Here is a 17,862-nt window from a genome sequence, read left to right on the forward strand (position 1 = left end):
CCTGATACGGTCAATGATTAGCTCTGGCATTTATGCCAGAGAAACTGATTGGTATTCGTCATCCGTACCGGGCAATACATAAATCCCCCAATTTTCCCGGTATTCATGCCGGAGAAAGAAATAATCCGTCCCGGATTAAACGTTTCGCGATCAGTGGTATCTAATGGCTATAAGCCAAACACAAGGCGATGAAAACGATAGGGAACTTCCGGACAATGATTGTCGGCATGGCGCTGAGCCTGGCTGGCATAACGACGACGCTGGCACAAGGCGGATATGGTCAACCGGACTATGGACAGCCGGATTACAACCAGCCGGGCTATGACCAGGCCTATGGTCAACCGTATAACCAGCCGGGTGGTCCCGTTCCGTCGCAGGATTTTTATAATGACCTGGGCCCCTACGGGCAGTGGGTCAACACGCCCGAATACGGCCGGGTCTGGATTCCCAATGTCGAGCCGGGCTTTCAACCTTACGCTACCAACGGCCATTGGGTCGTAACGGAATATGGAAATACCTGGGTATCTGACTACGCCTGGGGCTGGGCACCGTTCCACTATGGACGGTGGTACCTCGACCGCTATCGGCGCTGGGCCTGGGTACCGGGCTACGACTGGGGGCCAGCCTGGGTATCGTGGCGGTCGGGGGGCGGCTATTACGGCTGGGCTCCGCTCGGACCGGGTATCAACATCAACGTGAACATCAACATTCCGGCCGATTACTGGGTGTTTGTACCGCAGGTGTACATCACCAGCCCGCGCCTGTACAACTACTGCGTACCCCGGCCGCGCGTGGTGAATATCTACCACAATACAACCATCATCAATAACGTATACCGGGTCAATAACCGGGCTTATGCGTACGGGCCGCGTCGGGAAGAAATCGAATACGTAACCCGACGGAGCGTGCCGGTATACCGGGTCGAAAACGCAGGTCGCCCGGGACGAACCGTGGTGCGTGACAATACGGTCGGCTTTTACCGGCCCGAAGCCAGCCGGGGTTCGCGAGGTGGTGCGCCTGCCTATGCCAACGACCGGCCTGCTTACTCCAATACTCGTCCTGACTACGGTCGTCGCGACTACCGAACCAATTCAGGGGCCTATACGGGTGCGACCGGTATGGAAGCACCAGAGGTAGAGTCACGTGGTTCGGGAGCATCCCGTACCGATGGACCACGCTACGATAGCCCCCGCTATTCGCCACGGGGTCAGTCGTCCGACTACTCAGGACGCACACCCCGTTATGAACCGCAACCCCAGGCTCAGTCGACTGAGCCGGCGCCACAGGCAGGGTCGGGTTTTCCGCAGCCGAACCGGCGCGAATCGTTTCCGCAGCGTGAGAGTGGTCAGTCGCGCGGCACCTTCGAATCACGCGGTCAGGGACAGATTCCGACCCAGCGCGAGTCGATGCCCCAGAGTCGGGGCGGGCGGGTCGAGTCGTTCCCGCAACGGGATAACAGCCCCGTTCAGCCACAGCGGTCGGGTGGGTTCGAGTCCCGCGGTCAGGGGCAACCCGCACCGGCTGGCCAGCCGCAGATGCCCCAGGGCGGATTTCCGGGTGGTCGTGGGGGCTCGCGCGGGCCGCGCTAGTACCAGTCAACAACAAATCATGAACATAGCGCAGGTCCGTTTTGGCCCCGGGTGGGCTGGTAACGGACCTGCCGTATTTGTGGGCTGTCCAGCAGCGGTATCGGACGAAGACAATTTAGCAGGCGACAGCGAATTGTATCGGGCGGTTCGGGACCAGGGGTGGTGATCGATACGTGATTTTGGGATACGCACTCGTCTTTTTGCGATAAGCCGTATCTTGGGCTTCATACCTTGATAGCCATGCTCCAGCGACTTATCCCTGTTTGTTTTCTGCTTTCTACCCTCACCAGCCTGTATGCCCAGCCAGTGGGCTCACCTGTGGCATCGGTGAAGACCTACGAACCCCCGGTTTTCACCGACCCTGACCGGCTGAAAAAGATACAGGCCCTCGCCCCAACGATCGATAAGCTTTACAAAGACTATGCCGCCAGGCGTAATTTCCCGGCCTTGGCGTACGGTGTCGTGGTCGACGGAAAGCTGGTCTATGCCGGCAGCACGGGCTATACCGATGTGGCGAAGAAAACGGCGGCTACCCCTAAGTCGCTGTTCAGGATTGCGTCCATGACCAAAAGTCTGACCGCCCTGGCTATCCTCCACCTGCGCGACCAGGGCAAACTACGGCTCGACGACCCGGTACAACAGTACATCCCGGAGCTGAAATCAATCGCGTACGTCACCGCCGACGCGCCCCTGATCACGATTCGTAACCTGATGACACACTCGGCCGGCTTTCCGGAAGACAACCCCTGGGGCGACCGTCAGCTGGCCGATTCGGACGCCGACCTGATCAGCCTCATTAAAGGTGGGCTGACCAGTGCCAATGCGCCGGGCGTGGCCTACGAGTATAGTAACCTCGGTTTCGCCATGCTGGGTAATATTATCACGAAGGTGTCGGGTAAGCCGTATCAGCAGTACATCACCGATGCTATTCTAAAGCCACTGGGCATGAACCAAACGCTTTGGGAGTACACCAGCGTGCCCGCCAGCCTGCTGGCGCACGGCTACCGGGCTCAGGACGGGCAATGGGTTGAGGAGCCGCTGCTTCATGACGGTTCGTACGGGGCGATGGGAGGTCTGATCACCTCGATCGAGGATTTTAGTAAGTACGTCGCGTTTCATCTGGCTGCCTGGCCCCCCAGGAGCGGGGCTGACAGCGGACCCGTGAAGCGCAGTTCCGTGCGGGAGATGCAGCAACCCTGGATGTTTTCGGGGCTGGCCACCCAGGCAAAAACCTCGGCTGGTAAACCCTGCCCCGTTACCAGCAGCTACGGCTACGGACTCGGCTGGTCGCAGAATTGTGAGGGGCGGGTGAGCGTTGGCCATAGCGGTGGTTTGCCCGGTTTCGGCAGCCAGTGGCGCATGTTACCCAACCACGGTATCGCCGTCATTGCCTATGCAAACCTGACGTATGCGGGGTTGGGAACCATCAATTCGGTCGTGCTCGATACACTGGTATCGCAGGCTGGCCTGATGCCCCGGCAGCTACCCGTTTCGCCCATTCTGAACCAGCGCAAAGCCGAACTGGTCAAACTCCTGCCCGACTGGACCAGTGCTGAATCGAGCGGCATCTTCGCCGAAAATTTCTTTCCCGATCAGTCGGTCGATAGCCGTCGGAAAGCGGTGCAGGCGTTGTATGCCAAAGCCGGAAAGATCAAGCGGATTGGGGAGCTAGTTCCCGAAAACCAGCTGCGTGGCCATTTCATCATCGAAGGCGAGAACGCCAACATCGACGTGTTTTTCACGCTCACCCCTGAAAATCCCGCGCTCATTCAGCAACTTGACATAGCGGAGATACCCCGCTAACAAAGCGTTGTCAACTCCAGACGGGTCTACCCGCATCAGGACTTAGCGAGCTTCACGATATCGTTGACTTCCAGAATCGACTTGTCGTAGCCTTTGGTTGTGGCTTTGATCATGGCTTTGGCCAGTTCCTGCAACGTAGAGACGAAGCTCGGCAGTACCAGCCGGAAAACCGGATACAGCCAGGCAATGTACCGGTAATAGCTCTTTACGTTTTTGAGCCCTTTCGTCGGCCGCAGAAAACCGGGCCGGAACATGTATGTTTTCCGGAATGGCAACAGCCGCAGCGCATTCTCGGTTGCTCCTTTGACCCGCGCCCACATCACCCGCCCCTGCGCCGTACTGTCGGTACCGCTGCCCGAAACGTAACAGAACGTCATGTCTGGATTCTGCCGCGCCATCAGCTGAGCCGCATGAATGGTCAGATCGTAGGTCAGGTGATAGTAATCGGCTTCGGTCATGCCAACCGACGATACGCCCAGGCAGAAGAAGCAGGCGTTGTAGCCCGTCAGCTGAGCCGCTACGGGTGTCAGATCGAAAAAATCGTCGTGAATGATTTCACGTACTTTGGCGTGCGAGATCCCGGTTGGTTTACGGTTCAACAGCAGAATCTGCTCTACATCGGCGTCCTGTAAACATTCATGGAGTACGCCCTCGCCAACCATGCCAGTGGCCCCTGTAATAATTGCGTTTACTTTCATGGGTTAGTTATATTGAGCACCGGGCTGATCAGGCGATCATGGAGGCCGACATGACCGCCTGATCAGCCCGGTGTATCATTAGCCAAAATCCGAACGGGCCCAAATAGGTTCATACACCGGGCGGGTTGGTTCGGCAAAGGGCTGATGCGGGGGGGGATATTTCTTTAGCGGTCAATAGGGTAGACCTTTGGATAAGGGTTTGGTAAGCGAGTTGGAAGAAGTAAACTTTTTCTCGTGATTAGCTACCGGAAGCAGGCCGAATAACCTGACCATACCTTGTATCGTTTTCCTCTCTAAACCTACTACCAGTATGTACGCACGAATCATCCAGGTTCCGCTCAGGCCCGATGGCGTCGAGCCAGCTATCGCTTATTTTCGCGATACGGTTGGCCCCGCCCTCAGGCAGCTCGACGGGTTTATGAATAGCCGTTTTCTGACCAATTCTGACACGAACAAAGGCCTGATGGTAACGCTGTGGCAGTCAGAAACACACCGGCAGGAGGCCGAGACAAACGGATTTCTTCAGGGAGTTCTCCGCGAAATGAGCACTTACTTTGCCGGCCCGCCCGTCATTGACTATTACGAAGTAAACGTTCAGGTCGCCTGATTGGCGGGCTTATTATTGCTGCAAACCCCTGATACCTGTTGGAATCAGGGGTATTTTTGTCCGGTTTCGTTTCTTTATGCCTATGCTACGCTTCCTTTTTTTTATCCTCGCTGTTCTGCCTGCTGCCGGGTTGGCGCAGGAGGTGATCAGCAATCGCCAGCGCGACATCGTGTTCAGGTCAGTTCATGTGATTCCGATGGATCGGGAACGGGTGCTGACCAACCAGACGGTTGTTGTCCGTAACGGCCGGATCACGGCCATGGGGAACGACGGCAGCGTGAAGGTGGCCCCCGGGGCGCTGATCATCGATGCTGCTGGTAAGTACCTGACGCCCGGCTGGGCGGAGATGCACGCCCACGTTCCGCCCATCGACAATCTGGAGCCGATGAAAGAGGTGCTGACGCTGTACCTGGCCAACGGCATCACGACCATACGCGGCATGCTTGGCCATCCCAGACACCTCGAATTGCGCCGGATGATTAATGCCGGTGACGTGCTGGGGCCGCATTTTTACGCGACGGGCCCCTCGTTTAACGGGCAGACCGTAAAAACCGCCGGGCGCGGGGCCGAAATGGTACGGGAGCAGAAAGCTGCCGGGTATGATTATTTGAAGCTACACCCCGGTCTGACCAAAGAAACGTTTCCGGCCATTGCCCGAACCGCGCAGGAGGTAGGTATTCCGTTTGTAGGTCACGTTTCGTTCAACGTCGGCGTGTGGCGGGCCATTGATGCGCGGTATTCCTCAATCGATCATCTGGATGGATTCATTGAAGCCATCACGCCGGGGAGCGATACCCTGGCCGAACCCGAAACGGGACTATTTGGCTCCTGGATAGCCTGGCAGGCCGATGCCGCCCGTATTCCGAAACTCGTCCGTGCGCTTCGTGACAAGAAAATAAGGGTGGTGCCGACGCAGGCGCTGGCCGAGCGATGGCTCTCTCCCAAGCCCGCCGAGGCTTTTACCGCCGATCCGGAGATGAAATACATGAAGCCCCAGGACGTGCAGAACTGGGTCAACGCCAAGACCAGCTACACCAGCAACCCGAACTTCTCGAAAGAGCACGCTGAAAAGCTGATCGATATCCGCCGGAAGCTCATTTACGCCTGCCAGAAAAACGGGGTCGAGCTGCTGCTGGGTTCCGACGCTCCCCAGATTTTTAATGTGCCCGGTTTCTCCATCCATCACGAAATGAAATACATGGTCGATGCCGGACTTACACCCTACGAGACGCTGCGGACGGGTACGGTCAACGTGGCCTCGTACCTGAACAAACCGGACTCGGGCGTCATTAAAACCGGCAATGTGTCGGACCTGGTCCTGCTGAGCGGTAACCCTCTGGCTGATATCAATCAGACCCACAATATCGAAGGGGTAATGATCGGTACGAACTGGGTATCCAAAGCCTACATACAACAAGCCCTCAAAAAGCTGGAAAAGCAGTAGTCGGGTACAGGACTCTGGGTTTCTCCGGTATGAATGCCGGAGCTAGTCATTGACCGACCCGGGCAGGGTTCACATTGAGTACGACCCATGAATAGGACCGGCATTCATGCCGGGGGAAGGAATGATTCCCGGTTTCTCCGGCGTTGATGTTTCTCCGGCCTAAATGCTCGTGCTAGTCATTGACTGAACCAGGCCGGATTTGAATGGAGTACGACCCATGAATAGGACTGGCATTCATGCCGGGGGCGAATAATAATCGGTTTCCCCAGCCAAGGAAATAAACAAATAAATCCTTTATGAAAACGCTTCTGATTAGCTTCGTTATTATGGCCTGCGGATTCCTGCTGGCTACGCGCCCGGCCCGTACCGACCTGGACGGCGCGTGGAAACAGACCGGCTCTACCAACGCAACGGTAATGCTGACCATCGTTGATAACTACCTGATGCAGACCACCTATGAGGCCAGCCGGTTTGTCAGTACCCGGGGCGGAGCCTGGCAGCGGTCGGGCGACAAGCTGAGCCTGTCGGTCGAGTTCGATACGGCCGACAGCAGCCGGGTGGGGCAGGTTGAGTTGTACTCGGTAACGCTGAAAAACGGGCAGTTGACGCTCAATGGCCCGGCGGGTGTACGGACCTTTGCGAATGTAGATCAGCCATCCGACAAAACCCCACTCGCAGGCCTGTGGCGCATTACGGGGCGGGCCAGCGAAGCCGGGCAGATGACGACTATGCAGCGGGGGGCGCGCAAAACCATCAAGCTGCTGACCGGCACCCGGTTTCAGTGGGCTGCCATCAACCCGCAGACGCGGCAGTTTTCCGGGACGGGTGGCGGTACGTATCGCTTCGCGGGTGGGCAATATACCGAAACCATCGATTTCTTCTCCCGCGATAACAGCCGCGTTGGCCGGTCGCTGACCTTCACCGATACTGTGGCCGGCAGCGAATGGCGGCATACCGGTCAGAGTTCTACCGGCGGTAAAGTCGACGAGGTCTGGACCCGCGAGCCGTAGCGTATGGGTCGATGCCGCCCTACCCGTGGAGGGGTCTTTTTTATCGCCGACCGGGCATTCGGCAGATTAGCCGTACCTTTGTGGTTTCGTTAGCACCATAGCCATGACGTTTGAGGAACTGAATCTGAACAAGCCACTGCTGCAGGCGGTTGCCGACCTCGGCTATACGACGCCTACCACCATTCAGCAGCATGTGTTTTCGGTGGTCATGTCGGGACGCGACGTATGCGGTATTGCCCAGACCGGAACCGGTAAAACGGTGGCGTATCTGCTGCCCTGTCTGCGTCAGTTTCAATTTACCCAGGATAAACAGCCGCAATTACTGATTCTGGTACCTACCCGCGAACTGGTCGTGCAGGTGGTTGAAACCGTCAATAAACTGACCGCCTACATGAACGTCGTAACGGTAGGCGTGTATGGGGGCGTCAACATGAAGCCGCAGGTGGCCGAGGTGCAGAAAGGCGCCGACGTGCTGGTCGCCACACCGGGTCGACTGGCCGATCTGCTGCTGAACGGCGCCGTCAAAACCAAATCGATCCGGCGCATGGTGATCGATGAGGTCGATGAAATGCTGAACCTCGGGTTTCGGACTCAGCTGAAAAATATCCTGGACCTGCTTCCCCCCAAGCGGCAAAACCTGCTGTTCTCGGCTACCATCACCGGCGATGTGGAGCAGCTGATTCAGACCTATTTCAACAACCCCATCCGGGTAGAAGCGGCTCCAGCCGGTACTCCACTGGAAAATATTCAGCAAACGGCCTATCTGGTTCCTAACTTCTATACGAAGGTTAATCTGCTCACCGATCTGCTCCGGCAGGAGGCCGATATGAGCAAAGTGATGATCTTTGTGGCCACCAAAGCCCTGGCCGATCAGCTGCTTGACCAAATAGACGACGACTTTCCGGATCAGATCGGGGTTATTCACTCCAACAAGGCGCAGAACCAGCGCTTCGAAACCGTCAGGCGGTTTAAGGCCGGAACCTACCGTATCCTGATTGCGACCGACATCATTGCGCGTGGCCTCGACGTGGCCGAAGTATCGCACGTAATCAACTTCGACGTACCGGCCGAACCCGAGAGTTACATTCACCGGATTGGGCGCACCGGTCGGGCCGACCGCACTGGTATTGCCATTACGTTCATTACGGAGAAAGAGAAACCCCAGCAGGCGGCTATCGAACAGCTGATGAACTACACCATTCCGATGCTGCCCTTACCCGACGACCTGGCCATTTCGGACGAGCTCACCGACGACGAACAGCCGAAGGTGTACATGAAGATCGTTGAGCCCAAAGCGCCCAAACGCGAGGATGTCGGACCGGCCTTTCATGAGAAAGCCGCTAAGAATCAGAAGGTGAACGTCCGGCGCGACTATGCCGCCGAGAAACGGATCAAATACGGCCGACCCATCAAGCGGAGCGGGAAAAAGTAATCAAGCTACCTCTATGTCATTTTCATCACTCGGCCTGTCCGACCCCCTGCTGAAGGCCGTTGCCGATCAGCAGTATACCAAACCTTACCCCATTCAGCAGGCCGCCATCCCGGCCATTCTGCGCGGAAAAGATATTCTGGGCATCGCCAAAACCGGATCGGGCAAAACGGCCAGTTTTGTGCTGCCGATTCTGGAGCTGTTTCACCGGACAAAAACGGCCAAGAGTCAGTCGGCTACCGTGCTCGTGCTGGTACCCACCCGCGAGCTGGCCACACAGGTTACCGAAGTATTCGAGATGCTCGGTGCGTATCTGTTTCCCAAAGTGAAAACGGTAGCGGTGTACGGGGGCGTGTCGATCAACCCGCAGATGATTGCGGTTCACGGCGCCGAAATTGTGGTGGCTACGCCGGGGCGGCTGCTCGATCTGCTCAGTAGCAATGCCCTGCGTTTGTCGGGGGTAGAGGTGCTGGTGCTCGACGAAGCTGATAAAATGCTGGAGCTGGGTTTTGCGAAGGAGATGGAAGCCATTTTTGCGCGGCTCCCTAAAAACCGGCAGACCATCCTGTTCTCGGCAACCCTGGGCGACGCCATTCAGGATATCAACGCTAATCTGCTGCGAAGCCCGACCAAAATCGAGATTGCCGAAGAGCCGCAGGATATCGACCAGATCCGGCAGCTGGCGTACCGGGTCGATCCTGAACGGAAAGGGCCGCTGCTGCGCTATCTGATCAAAACGGGCCAGATGAAGCAGGTGCTGGTGTTTGTATCCTCGACCCGAACGGCCGATAACGTGGTCGGGAAACTGAGCAAGAACGGTATTCAGGCCATGGCTATCCACGGCGACAAAACGCAGGGTGCCCGAACGGAAGCGCTGCGGCAGTTCAAGTCGGGTAAGCTGACGGTGCTGGTGGCTACAGACCTGATTGCGCGCGGTATCGACATCCAGTTTCTGCCCCACGTGATCAACTTCGAACTACCCCGCTCGCCCAAAGATTACATCCACCGAATAGGGCGTACGGGACGCGCCGAAGCCTCGGGTGAAGCCATCTCGCTCATAACCCCTGACGATGAGCACCACTTCAAAATTATCCAGAAAAAGATGGGGAAGCGGGTCGAGATCCGTCCCACCGACGAACTGGATCTGATGGGATACTAGTGTAGCCAACCAACCGCTCATCCTCGAATCGTTCCGCCAACAACGGCCCGGTTTCCGGGGTTGGCAAATTGCGGTAACTTGCTTCATCGTGTTTTCATCAGCTAGAAACTCTATGAAGCGTTTTGGATGGGCAGGCCTGCTGGCTGCTTTGTTATTGGGCCAGGAAACGGTGGCCGCCACTAAACCGGCAACTCCGCTGGTCTACGAGATCGATCTTACCAACCGCGCCGACGATCAGTTCAAGGTAACCCTGCGCGTAAATGGCCTCACCGCCGATAATGCCATATACCAGTTTGCCGCCACGGCACCAGGTACGTATCAGATCATGGACATTGGCCGGTATGTGCGCTCATTCAAAGCGTTCGACAGCAAAGGCCGCGAGCTGAAAACCGAGCAGGTATCTACCAACCAGTGGAAGTTTGCCGAGCCGAAGAACGTACGGACCATTCAGTACAGCATTGCCGAAACCTGGGATACGCCGGTTGCCGAACACAAACCGTACAACATGTGCGGCACATCCATCGAAAACGACCATGTACTGATCAACGGGCAGGGTGTGTTTGGCTTTCCGACGGGTATGCAGGCGGCCCCGCTGGAGGTGAAAATCAACTACCCCGCCGACTGGAGCGTAGGAACGGCCCTGGACAAAAATGCCAGGGGTAACTTCGTAGCAGCCAGCTACGACCGCATCGTTGACTCGCCCATTCTGCTGGGTCGGCTAACGAAGGCTTCCACGACCGTGGCCGGGGCACAGATCGATGTTTATACCTATTCGAAGACGGATAAAATCAAGTCGGAACAGCTGCTGGGCAGTATGCAGGCTATGCTCAACGCGGCCGGTCAGTTTCTGAAGCAGCTGCCCGTAAAGCGGTATACGTTCCTGTACCATTTCGAAGACGAGAGCTGGGGCGCCTGGGAGCATTCGTACAGCTCGGAGTACGTGCTCAAAGAAGAAGAGTTCTCAAAGAAGGTGGGGGAGGAGGTTACCTCCATTGCGGCCCACGAGTTCTTCCACGTAGTAACCCCGCTCAACATCCACAGCGAACTGATCGAGCAGTTCAACTTCGTTACGCCGACGCCATCGGAGCATTTGTGGCTGTATGAAGGCGTAACCGAATGGGCCAGCAACGCCATGCAGCTGCGCGGCCAGATCATGGACCTGCCGACGTACCTGGACCAGCAGAGCAAGAAAATCAGCATCGACAAGCAGCTCGATACGACCTACACCCTGAGCCAGCTGGGCCTGACGTGCTTCACCGACGAAGGCCAGAAACAGTATTTCAACATCTACAACCGGGGTGCCCTGGTAGCGGGGCTGCTCGATATTCGGCTGCTGGAGCTATCGAAGGGAACGCGCGGCCTGCGCGAGGTGGTCAACGAACTGGCTACAACCTATGGCCCAAACAAAGCCTTTCCGGAGAAAGAGTTTTTTACCATCTTCACCCAGAAGACCTACCCCGAAATTGCCGACTTCTTCAACCGCTACGTAAAGGCCGCCGAGCCGCTGCCGTTTACCGAGTACTACGGTAAGCTGGGTATCAACTACAGTCCGGCGCTGGCAACGGGCCGCAAAACGGTGTCGAGGGGCTATGGCGTAAGGCCGGTAGAGGGTAAGCTGATCCTCAGCAAGCTCAGCGAGGCTGCCCTCAAAGCCGGTTTGCAGGAAAACGACGAATGGATCGGCTACAACCGGCAACCTTTGTCGATGGGTAACGCGGGCGCGGTGATCGAACAGATGAGCCAGCTTACCCCGGCCGACAGCTACGAGATGACCATTCGCCGGAATGGGCAGGAGCTGACCATCAAAAACGCCATGGTCGAAACCGACGAGGTCAAACGGTTCGCGTTCCAGGTCAATTCCCAGGCCACGCCCGAACAGCTGAAGCTGCGCGAGATCTGGCAAAAGAATCTGTAACGCTCTACCGGTTCTCGTAGAGACACAACCCATCACTTCTGACTGACGTCAGCAACAGACCCTTCGGTCAGGGGATGTGGGGACACGGATCTTGGGATGGGACTTTGGCTGACGCGTCTGAGACGCGATGGGTCGCGTCTCTACGGTCCGCAGGCTCGCGTTTCCAAACCGTAGTCCATGTTTGCACCGAGACGCGGAGTCCGAGACGCGTAGTCCGGGACGCGTAGTCCGGGACGCGCAGTCCGACTCCTGCATCGCGGGCCGTGAGGACACGGCCCGTTCATGCGTCAGCTATGCTATTCAGGCAGGTCATTCCGTACGGCCAAACAGGGTGGCCAGCATGCGGGTGAACTCGGTTTGGAAAGGGGCGGTGATATCGATGAGTTCGGCGGTGGTGGGGTGCTGAAACCGGAGTTGCCGGGCGTGCAGCAGCATCGTATTCATCGAGAAATGTTCCAGAAATAGCTTGTTCTGCTTGTTGCAGCCATGGGGCCGGTCGCCGATGATGGGGTGAAGAACGTGCGCCATATGCTTGCGCAGCTGGTGCATCCGGCCGGTGGTGGGGGTTAGCTCGACGAGCGAATACCGCGATGTAGCGTGTTTCCCGGCGGCCAGCGGGATCTCCGTACGGCTAATCGTTTTCAGGTGCGTGACAGCCTCCTGCACCACCCCATCGTCGCGCCGAAGCGGGTAGTCGATGGTTTGTGTATCGTCGGTAAAACCCCGCACAATGGCAACGTAGGTTTTGTCGATAAGCCCGTCCATAAATCGCTGCTGCATGGCCGCGTTCATGGCCTCATCCAGCGCAAACAACAGGACGCCCCCCGTTTTCCGGTCGAGCCGATGCACCGGGTAGACGCGCTGCCCCAGCTGATCGCGTAGTAACTGCACCGCAAACTCGCTGGCGTCGCTGGCAATGGGCGAGCGGTGGACCAGCAGTCCGTGCGGTTTATTGATGGCCACCAGTTCGGCCGACTGGTACAAAATGGGCAGCAGCGCCCGGCGGGCTGAATCGATCATGCCGGAAAGTCGGGGCTGTTTTTGAGTTCGTCGATCTGTTTACGATGCCGTTCCACGTGGGCCGACAGGAGCAGAACGGCCTGGTAGATATCGAGCCACCCCAGGGCTATATGGCGGAAGTAGTGCGTTCGCAGGTCGTCTGTCTGGGCCTGTACGTAGGCAATGGCTATGTCGCGCTGCTGCTCAAAATCCAGCAGGGCCGCAGCGGTTGAGCCAAACCGCCCCGTCGGTATAAACGGATCGGGCGCCGGCAGCGTAACGGCGCGGCTGCGAACGGCTTTGATCACATCGACATCGGATAGCCGCACCTCGGCCCGCCTGGCGGGGTCGGCGGGGTAACTCATTCCTTTCTGGATGCCGCCGAAGATACCCCGCTCAACCAAAGCGATATGTTCGATACACTCGGCTACCGACCAGCGATCGGGGGCCGGTTTGTAGGAAAGCTGTGCATCGGTCAGGCCTTCCAGCGACTGGCGCAGGTTGATGCGGGTGGCGCTGAGCGCGTCGAGGGCGTAGGCTCGCTGTTCATCGGTAACAGGCCCGCTGGCGGAGGTGGGTTTCAGGTTTTGCATGGGCTGATCGTCGTAACGTGACAAAGGTACGGCAGGTTGAGGAGCCAATGGTCTGGACGGTCAGCATACGGCATGGCCGCGACCGACTGGCTGGTACATACTGGTTGGTAATCAGTAAACTACCTATTAATAAATCGTTGTACCGCTGCCTAACTAAAAAGAAGGGCGCCCATGAGCTGTTTCTAACTTTTGTCCGTATTCTCAATAGCTCTATTCTACGCTCATATTTTCTTTTCTTCCTTCCAAAACAACCAAACGTATGCGTACCTCATTACTTGCTGCTCTTTCTGTATGCACGCTACTTCTGCTCAACAGTTGTCAGGACCACCTGGTCCCCAGCGGCCCCAGCCGGTTACGGGTCGATGATGTAGCCACTCAGCTGGCTTTCCCGATCGGGATGTCGGCCGATAATCAGGGCCGTATCTGGGTTGCCGAGACAGCAGCCGGTATGGTATCCGTTATTATGCCCGGTGGTCAGAAATACCCCGTCATTACCGGGTTCAGCGTTAGCATCAGCCCTGAAAATACCCCCGACGGACTTAACCACCTGCTGTATAAGGATGGGATGTTGTATATCCTGCATGGCATTGATGAAAAAATGTACATCGCCAATGTAGGGTCGTTCAAACCCGGCGACGCACCGGTTTCGTTCAACACGCTGAAGAGCGAAGCCATCGGTCAGTTTGTGCTCGATTACAAGTTCACCGACGATACAGAAGATTCGAACCTGTATAACCTAACCTTCGGACCCGACGGCGACCTGTTCATTGCCGATGCGGGTGCCAATGCCATCATTCGCCGGGCCAAAAACGGTGCGCTAAGCGTTTTTGCCACGCTGCCGGGTCTGCCCAATCCAACACCGGTAGGGCCTCCTGTCATCCAGGCGGTACCAACCGGTATCGCGTTCGACGGCAAGCGGTTCCTGGTCTCCACGCTGTCGGGTTTCCCGTTTCCGGTGGGTAAAGCCCGTGTATTCCAGATCGATGTGGCCGGAAACGTATCGCTCTATCAGGATGGCTTCACGAGTCTGGTCGATGTGCTGTTTGCGCCCGATCAGAACCCGCTTATTCTGGAGATTGCCCAGTTTGGTCCCCAGGGGCTGACGCCCAAGACGGGTAAACTGATCCGGTCGGCGAATGGGCAGGCCACCACGCTGCTGGAAGGTCTGAACCTGCCAACCGATATTGAGCTGGGAAACGCGGCTAATACCTACTACATCAACAGCCTGGCCGACGGCAAAATACAGAAGATCACTTACTAGCGGGTTGAACCCAAACGGGTCCGACTGCGTATGTACAACAGCCGCGTTTCTGCAACAGGAGCGCGGCTGTTATCGTATACTGAACCCACCGGATTATGCTGATCCCCCGTTTGCTCTGGCTGGTGCCGGCGCTGCTGCTCACCCTGGCGCTGGTGCTGCTCGTTGCCAGCGAATACGCTACCGCCCGCGCCAGCCGCCGAACTAAAGATGTTGCGTATGTAGCCGCAGCGGCCCCTGATTTCGATGCCGCCCGGCATCGGCTCGATGTGTATGCGCCAAGGGCGACATCATCGACTTTGCGGCCGGTCGTGGTGTTCATCCACGGCGGAAGCTGGAACAGCGGCAGCAAAAACCTGTACAGTTTCGTGGGTCGGCGGCTGGCTAAACAGGGGGTGGTGGCGGTGGTGATCAACTACCGGCTTTCGCCCGGCGTTCGGGTGCCCGATATGGCCGCCGACTGTGCCCGCGCCGTCGACTGGACTGCGCGGCACATTGCCGACTACGGGGGCGACCCGAACCGGCTGTTTACCATGGGTCACTCGGCCGGTGCCGGGCTGGCGGCCCTGCTGGCGGTGAAGGATGAACTGTTTGCCGGACTGGGACGGTCAGCGAATCCCGTTAAAGGAGCCATTCTCGACGACCCGGCCGGTCTTGATATGGCTGATTACCTGACAAAGCTGGAGTACCCCAACGACGAGCAGTACCTGATTCCGTTCGGTAAAGACCCGGCCGTCTGGCGGGCGGTGTCGCCGATGTACCACGTTCGGGTCGGCAATCCGCCCATGCTGCTGTTTGTGGGTGGCGAAACGTACCCGAGCATTACCAGCAGCAGCCGTCGGTTTCATGAGCGGCTGCAGGCGCTGGGTATACAACACGAGTATACTACCCTGCCCCGCAAGAAGCACGTAGGCATGGTAACGCAGCTGTACTGGAAAAACAACGTGATCTACCGGAGTCTGCTTCGGTTTGTCGGGGTTAAGCCCTAGCGCGGGCGGCACAGTAACCGCGGCCCGACGGGGTCTTTTGAGGGCAACGTACCTATTTTCCGTACAGACACTTCCTATGCCCGCATCTCCCGTTTTTCTTCGCGCTGCCCTGACTGTATGCTGGGCCGCTACCGCTGCGCTGTCGTCGGGGCAGTCGACTCCGCCCAAAGCCAACGACTCGACCACGCCCCTGCATCTGTTACAACCCGATTACCCCGTTCCGTATGGTCAGCCCGCCGTTGCCGATGTAACGAAGGTGCTGAATCGAGTCTATACCTACCTGGCCGGTGTGACGCCGATGGAGGTCATCGACAAGCAAACCAGCCAGCCCATTACCAGCTTCGGTACGTTTAACCCCAACGCAGTGCTGAAACCCGGCGACTTCCGGCTGACCAGCTACGAATGGGGCGTTACCTACGCGGGTATGCTGCTGGCTTCCGAAGCCACCGGCGATCCGCGCTATGCCGAATATACCAACCAGCGCCTGGCGTTTCTGGTCAACCTGATTCCGTATTTCCGCGAGCAGGTGCGCGCTAATCCGCAGGCTAACACCCCGCTGCGGCCCATGCTGGCCCCCCACGCCCTCGACGATGCGGGCGCCATGGCAGCGGCTATGATCAAAGCCACCCGAACCGGTCGAGTCAAAGCCGACCTGCGTCCGCAGATCGACACCTACCTGTCGTATATCCAGACCAAAGAACATCGTCTGGCCGACGGAACCCTGGCCCGCAACCGCCCACAACCCAACACTCTCTGGCTCGATGATCTGTTCATGAGCGTACCCGCTCTGGCGCAGATGGGAAAACTGACGGGTAACGGAGCCTACTATGACGAAGCCGTAAAACAGGTGATTCAATTCTCGACCCGGATGTTCAACCGTCAGAACGGACTTTACATGCACGGCTGGGTCGAAGGCATGAGCGTTCATCCGGAGTTTCACTGGGCGCGGGCCAATGGCTGGGCGGTCATGACGGCGGTCGAACTGCTGGACGTGTTACCCGAAACCCACCCGGGCCGGGCGGCTGTGCTCGACCTGCTGCGGACACACGTGCGGGGGCTGGCCGCCTGCCAGTCGGGTTCAGGCTTCTGGCACCAGCTGCTCGACCGCACCGATTCGTATCTGGAGACGTCGGCCACGGCGATCTATGTATACTCGATGGCCCGGGCTATTAACCGGGGCTGGATCGATCCGCTGGCCTACGCACCGGTCGTTCTGCTGGGCTGGAACGCCGTGGCGACTAAAGTAACGGAAAAAGGACAGGTGGCGGGAACCTGCGTCGGTACGGGTATGGGCTTCGATCCGGCGTTTTATTACCACCGGCCGATCAACCTGTACGCAGCCCATGGCTACGGTCCGGTGCTGCTGGCAGGCGCGGAGGTGATTCATCTGCTGAAAAAGCAGCAGTTCGAGATCAACGACAGCTCGTTACAGCTGACGCAAAAGCGGTAGGGCAGACCGGGCAGCCTGTCGCGCACGTGGGTCAATCGGTTGTCGGCGATGCGGGTCAGGGCTTTTCCGTTAAAACCTTCGGGATTGATACGCGGTTATCGGCACAGAGAGTTTTTCATTATTCCGATTCTACAATTCATGGCAGATTACATCAGAACCGCGCTGATTACGGGTGGTTCAAAAGGTATTGGGTACGGCGTGGCCGAAGTGCTCATCAAACAAGGCATCAAAGTGGCCATTACAAGCCGGTCGTCGGTGGCGGCCGAGCTGGCAGCGGCTAAACTGAACGAGATCAAGCCCGGCCACGCGCTGGGGCTGGCGGCCGATGTGCGTGACCTGGCGTCGCAGCAGCGCGTGGTCGACACCATCGTTCAGCAGTGGGAGCGACTCGATTACGTCATTGCCAACGCGGGCGTAGGGCATTTTGCGCCGATTCAGGAGCTGACGCCCGACCAGTGGCGCGAAACCATCGATATCAACCTGACCGGCGTCTTCAACACCGCCAAGGCCACCATTGCTGAACTGAAAAAGACCCAGGGTTACTTTATCTCGATAGCCAGCCTGGCCGGGGCCAATTTCTTCGAGAAAGGATCGGCCTATAACGCCAGTAAATTCGGGCTGGTTGGCTTTACGCAGGCCATCATGCTCGATCTGCGCGGAGAAGGCATCAAGGTGTCGACGATCATGCCCGGTTCGGTGGCCACGGAGTTTGCCGACCACCAGCCCAGCGATGCCGACGCCTGGAAAATACAGCCCGAAGACATTGGCAATATTGTCTATGACCTGCTGAAAATGCATCCCCGTACGCTGCCCAGCAAGGTAGAAGTACGCCCATCCCGACCGGGTGGCAAATAAGTGACAAAAAAATGGTCAGGAGTATCTAACGAGTTGGCTTCTCTATGTAAATTAGAAGCTTACT

General features: G+C 57.6%; 15 protein-coding genes. 12 read left to right on the forward strand and 3 right to left on the reverse strand.

Annotation, left to right across the window (positions count from 1 at the left end; all coding sequences use genetic code 11):
* The first annotated feature begins 188 nt into the window (after positions 1-188).
* Together FBR45_RS03550 and FBR45_RS03555 are read left to right on the forward strand one after the other, a co-directional pair.
* Entirely contained in the window at positions 189-1,589 is a 1,401-nt protein-coding gene (locus FBR45_RS03550) for a DUF6600 domain-containing protein (RefSeq protein ID WP_138499389.1), read from the forward strand.
* Positions 1,590-1,829: 240 nt separating this feature from the next.
* The gene (locus FBR45_RS03555) at positions 1,830-3,392 is read left to right on the forward strand and encodes a serine hydrolase domain-containing protein (RefSeq protein WP_138499391.1); all 1,563 of its coding nucleotides are present in this window, start codon (positions 1,830-1,832) and stop codon (positions 3,390-3,392) included.
* Positions 3,393-3,427: 35 nt separating this feature from the next.
* Here FBR45_RS03555 and FBR45_RS03560 read toward each other — a convergent pair whose 3' ends face one another.
* Positions 3,428-4,090, reverse strand: coding sequence for an NAD-dependent epimerase/dehydratase family protein (locus tag FBR45_RS03560; RefSeq protein ID WP_138499392.1), 663 nt, complete (start codon positions 4,088-4,090; stop codon positions 3,428-3,430).
* 310 nt (positions 4,091-4,400) lie between these two features.
* Between FBR45_RS03560 and FBR45_RS03565 the strand changes: the two genes are divergently transcribed.
* The 6 genes from FBR45_RS03565 (at position 4,401) to FBR45_RS03590 (ending at position 11,654) form a co-directional block, all read left to right on the forward strand.
* Positions 4,401-4,697 (forward strand): antibiotic biosynthesis monooxygenase family protein, encoded by a 297-nt coding sequence (locus FBR45_RS03565; RefSeq protein ID WP_138499394.1) that lies wholly within the window; start codon positions 4,401-4,403, stop codon positions 4,695-4,697.
* 82 nt (positions 4,698-4,779) lie between these two features.
* Positions 4,780-6,141, forward strand: a complete 1,362-nt coding sequence (locus FBR45_RS03570) for an amidohydrolase family protein (RefSeq protein WP_138499396.1) — start codon at positions 4,780-4,782, stop codon at positions 6,139-6,141.
* Positions 6,142-6,437: 296 nt separating this feature from the next.
* The gene (locus tag FBR45_RS03575) at positions 6,438-7,151 is read left to right on the forward strand and encodes a membrane or secreted protein (RefSeq protein ID WP_138499398.1); all 714 of its coding nucleotides are present in this window, start codon (positions 6,438-6,440) and stop codon (positions 7,149-7,151) included.
* Positions 7,152-7,254: 103 nt separating this feature from the next.
* Entirely contained in the window at positions 7,255-8,583 is a 1,329-nt protein-coding gene (locus FBR45_RS03580; protein ID WP_138499400.1) for a DEAD/DEAH box helicase, read from the forward strand.
* Positions 8,584-8,596: 13 nt separating this feature from the next.
* Entirely contained in the window at positions 8,597-9,739 is a 1,143-nt protein-coding gene (locus FBR45_RS03585; RefSeq protein WP_138499402.1) for a DEAD/DEAH box helicase, read from the forward strand.
* Between the two features lie 112 nt (positions 9,740-9,851).
* Positions 9,852-11,654: a M61 family metallopeptidase gene (locus FBR45_RS03590; protein ID WP_138499404.1), complete on the forward strand. Its 1,803-nt coding sequence runs from the start codon at positions 9,852-9,854 to the stop codon at positions 11,652-11,654.
* A gap of 309 nt (positions 11,655-11,963) precedes the next feature.
* Here FBR45_RS03590 and FBR45_RS03595 read toward each other — a convergent pair whose 3' ends face one another.
* Together FBR45_RS03595 and FBR45_RS03600 are read right to left on the reverse strand one after the other, a co-directional pair.
* Positions 11,964-12,674: a pseudouridine synthase gene (locus FBR45_RS03595; RefSeq protein ID WP_171044824.1), complete on the reverse strand. Its 711-nt coding sequence runs from the start codon at positions 12,672-12,674 to the stop codon at positions 11,964-11,966.
* Positions 12,671-13,270, reverse strand: a complete 600-nt coding sequence (locus FBR45_RS03600) for a DinB family protein (protein ID WP_246082094.1) — start codon at positions 13,268-13,270, stop codon at positions 12,671-12,673. The genes FBR45_RS03595 and FBR45_RS03600 overlap by 4 nt, the downstream gene beginning before the upstream one ends.
* Before the next feature lie 235 nt (positions 13,271-13,505).
* On the opposite strand from FBR45_RS03600, the gene FBR45_RS03605 reads away from it, so the two are divergent.
* From FBR45_RS03605 to FBR45_RS03620, 4 genes are all read left to right on the forward strand, one after another.
* Entirely contained in the window at positions 13,506-14,507 is a 1,002-nt protein-coding gene (locus tag FBR45_RS03605; protein ID WP_138499406.1) for a ScyD/ScyE family protein, read from the forward strand.
* Between the two features lie 95 nt (positions 14,508-14,602).
* Positions 14,603-15,493 (forward strand): alpha/beta hydrolase, encoded by an 891-nt coding sequence (locus FBR45_RS03610; RefSeq protein WP_138499407.1) that lies wholly within the window; start codon positions 14,603-14,605, stop codon positions 15,491-15,493.
* 76 nt (positions 15,494-15,569) lie between these two features.
* Entirely contained in the window at positions 15,570-16,943 is a 1,374-nt protein-coding gene (locus FBR45_RS03615) for a glycoside hydrolase family 88/105 protein (RefSeq protein ID WP_138499409.1), read from the forward strand.
* Between the two features lie 138 nt (positions 16,944-17,081).
* Positions 17,082-17,798 (forward strand): SDR family oxidoreductase, encoded by a 717-nt coding sequence (locus FBR45_RS03620; RefSeq protein WP_138499411.1) that lies wholly within the window; start codon positions 17,082-17,084, stop codon positions 17,796-17,798.
* Positions 17,799-17,862 lie beyond the last annotated feature (64 nt).

The sequence above is a fragment of the Spirosoma lacussanchae genome (genome assembly GCF_005870035.1).
Lineage (GTDB): Bacteria > Bacteroidota > Bacteroidia > Cytophagales > Spirosomataceae > Spirosoma > Spirosoma lacussanchae.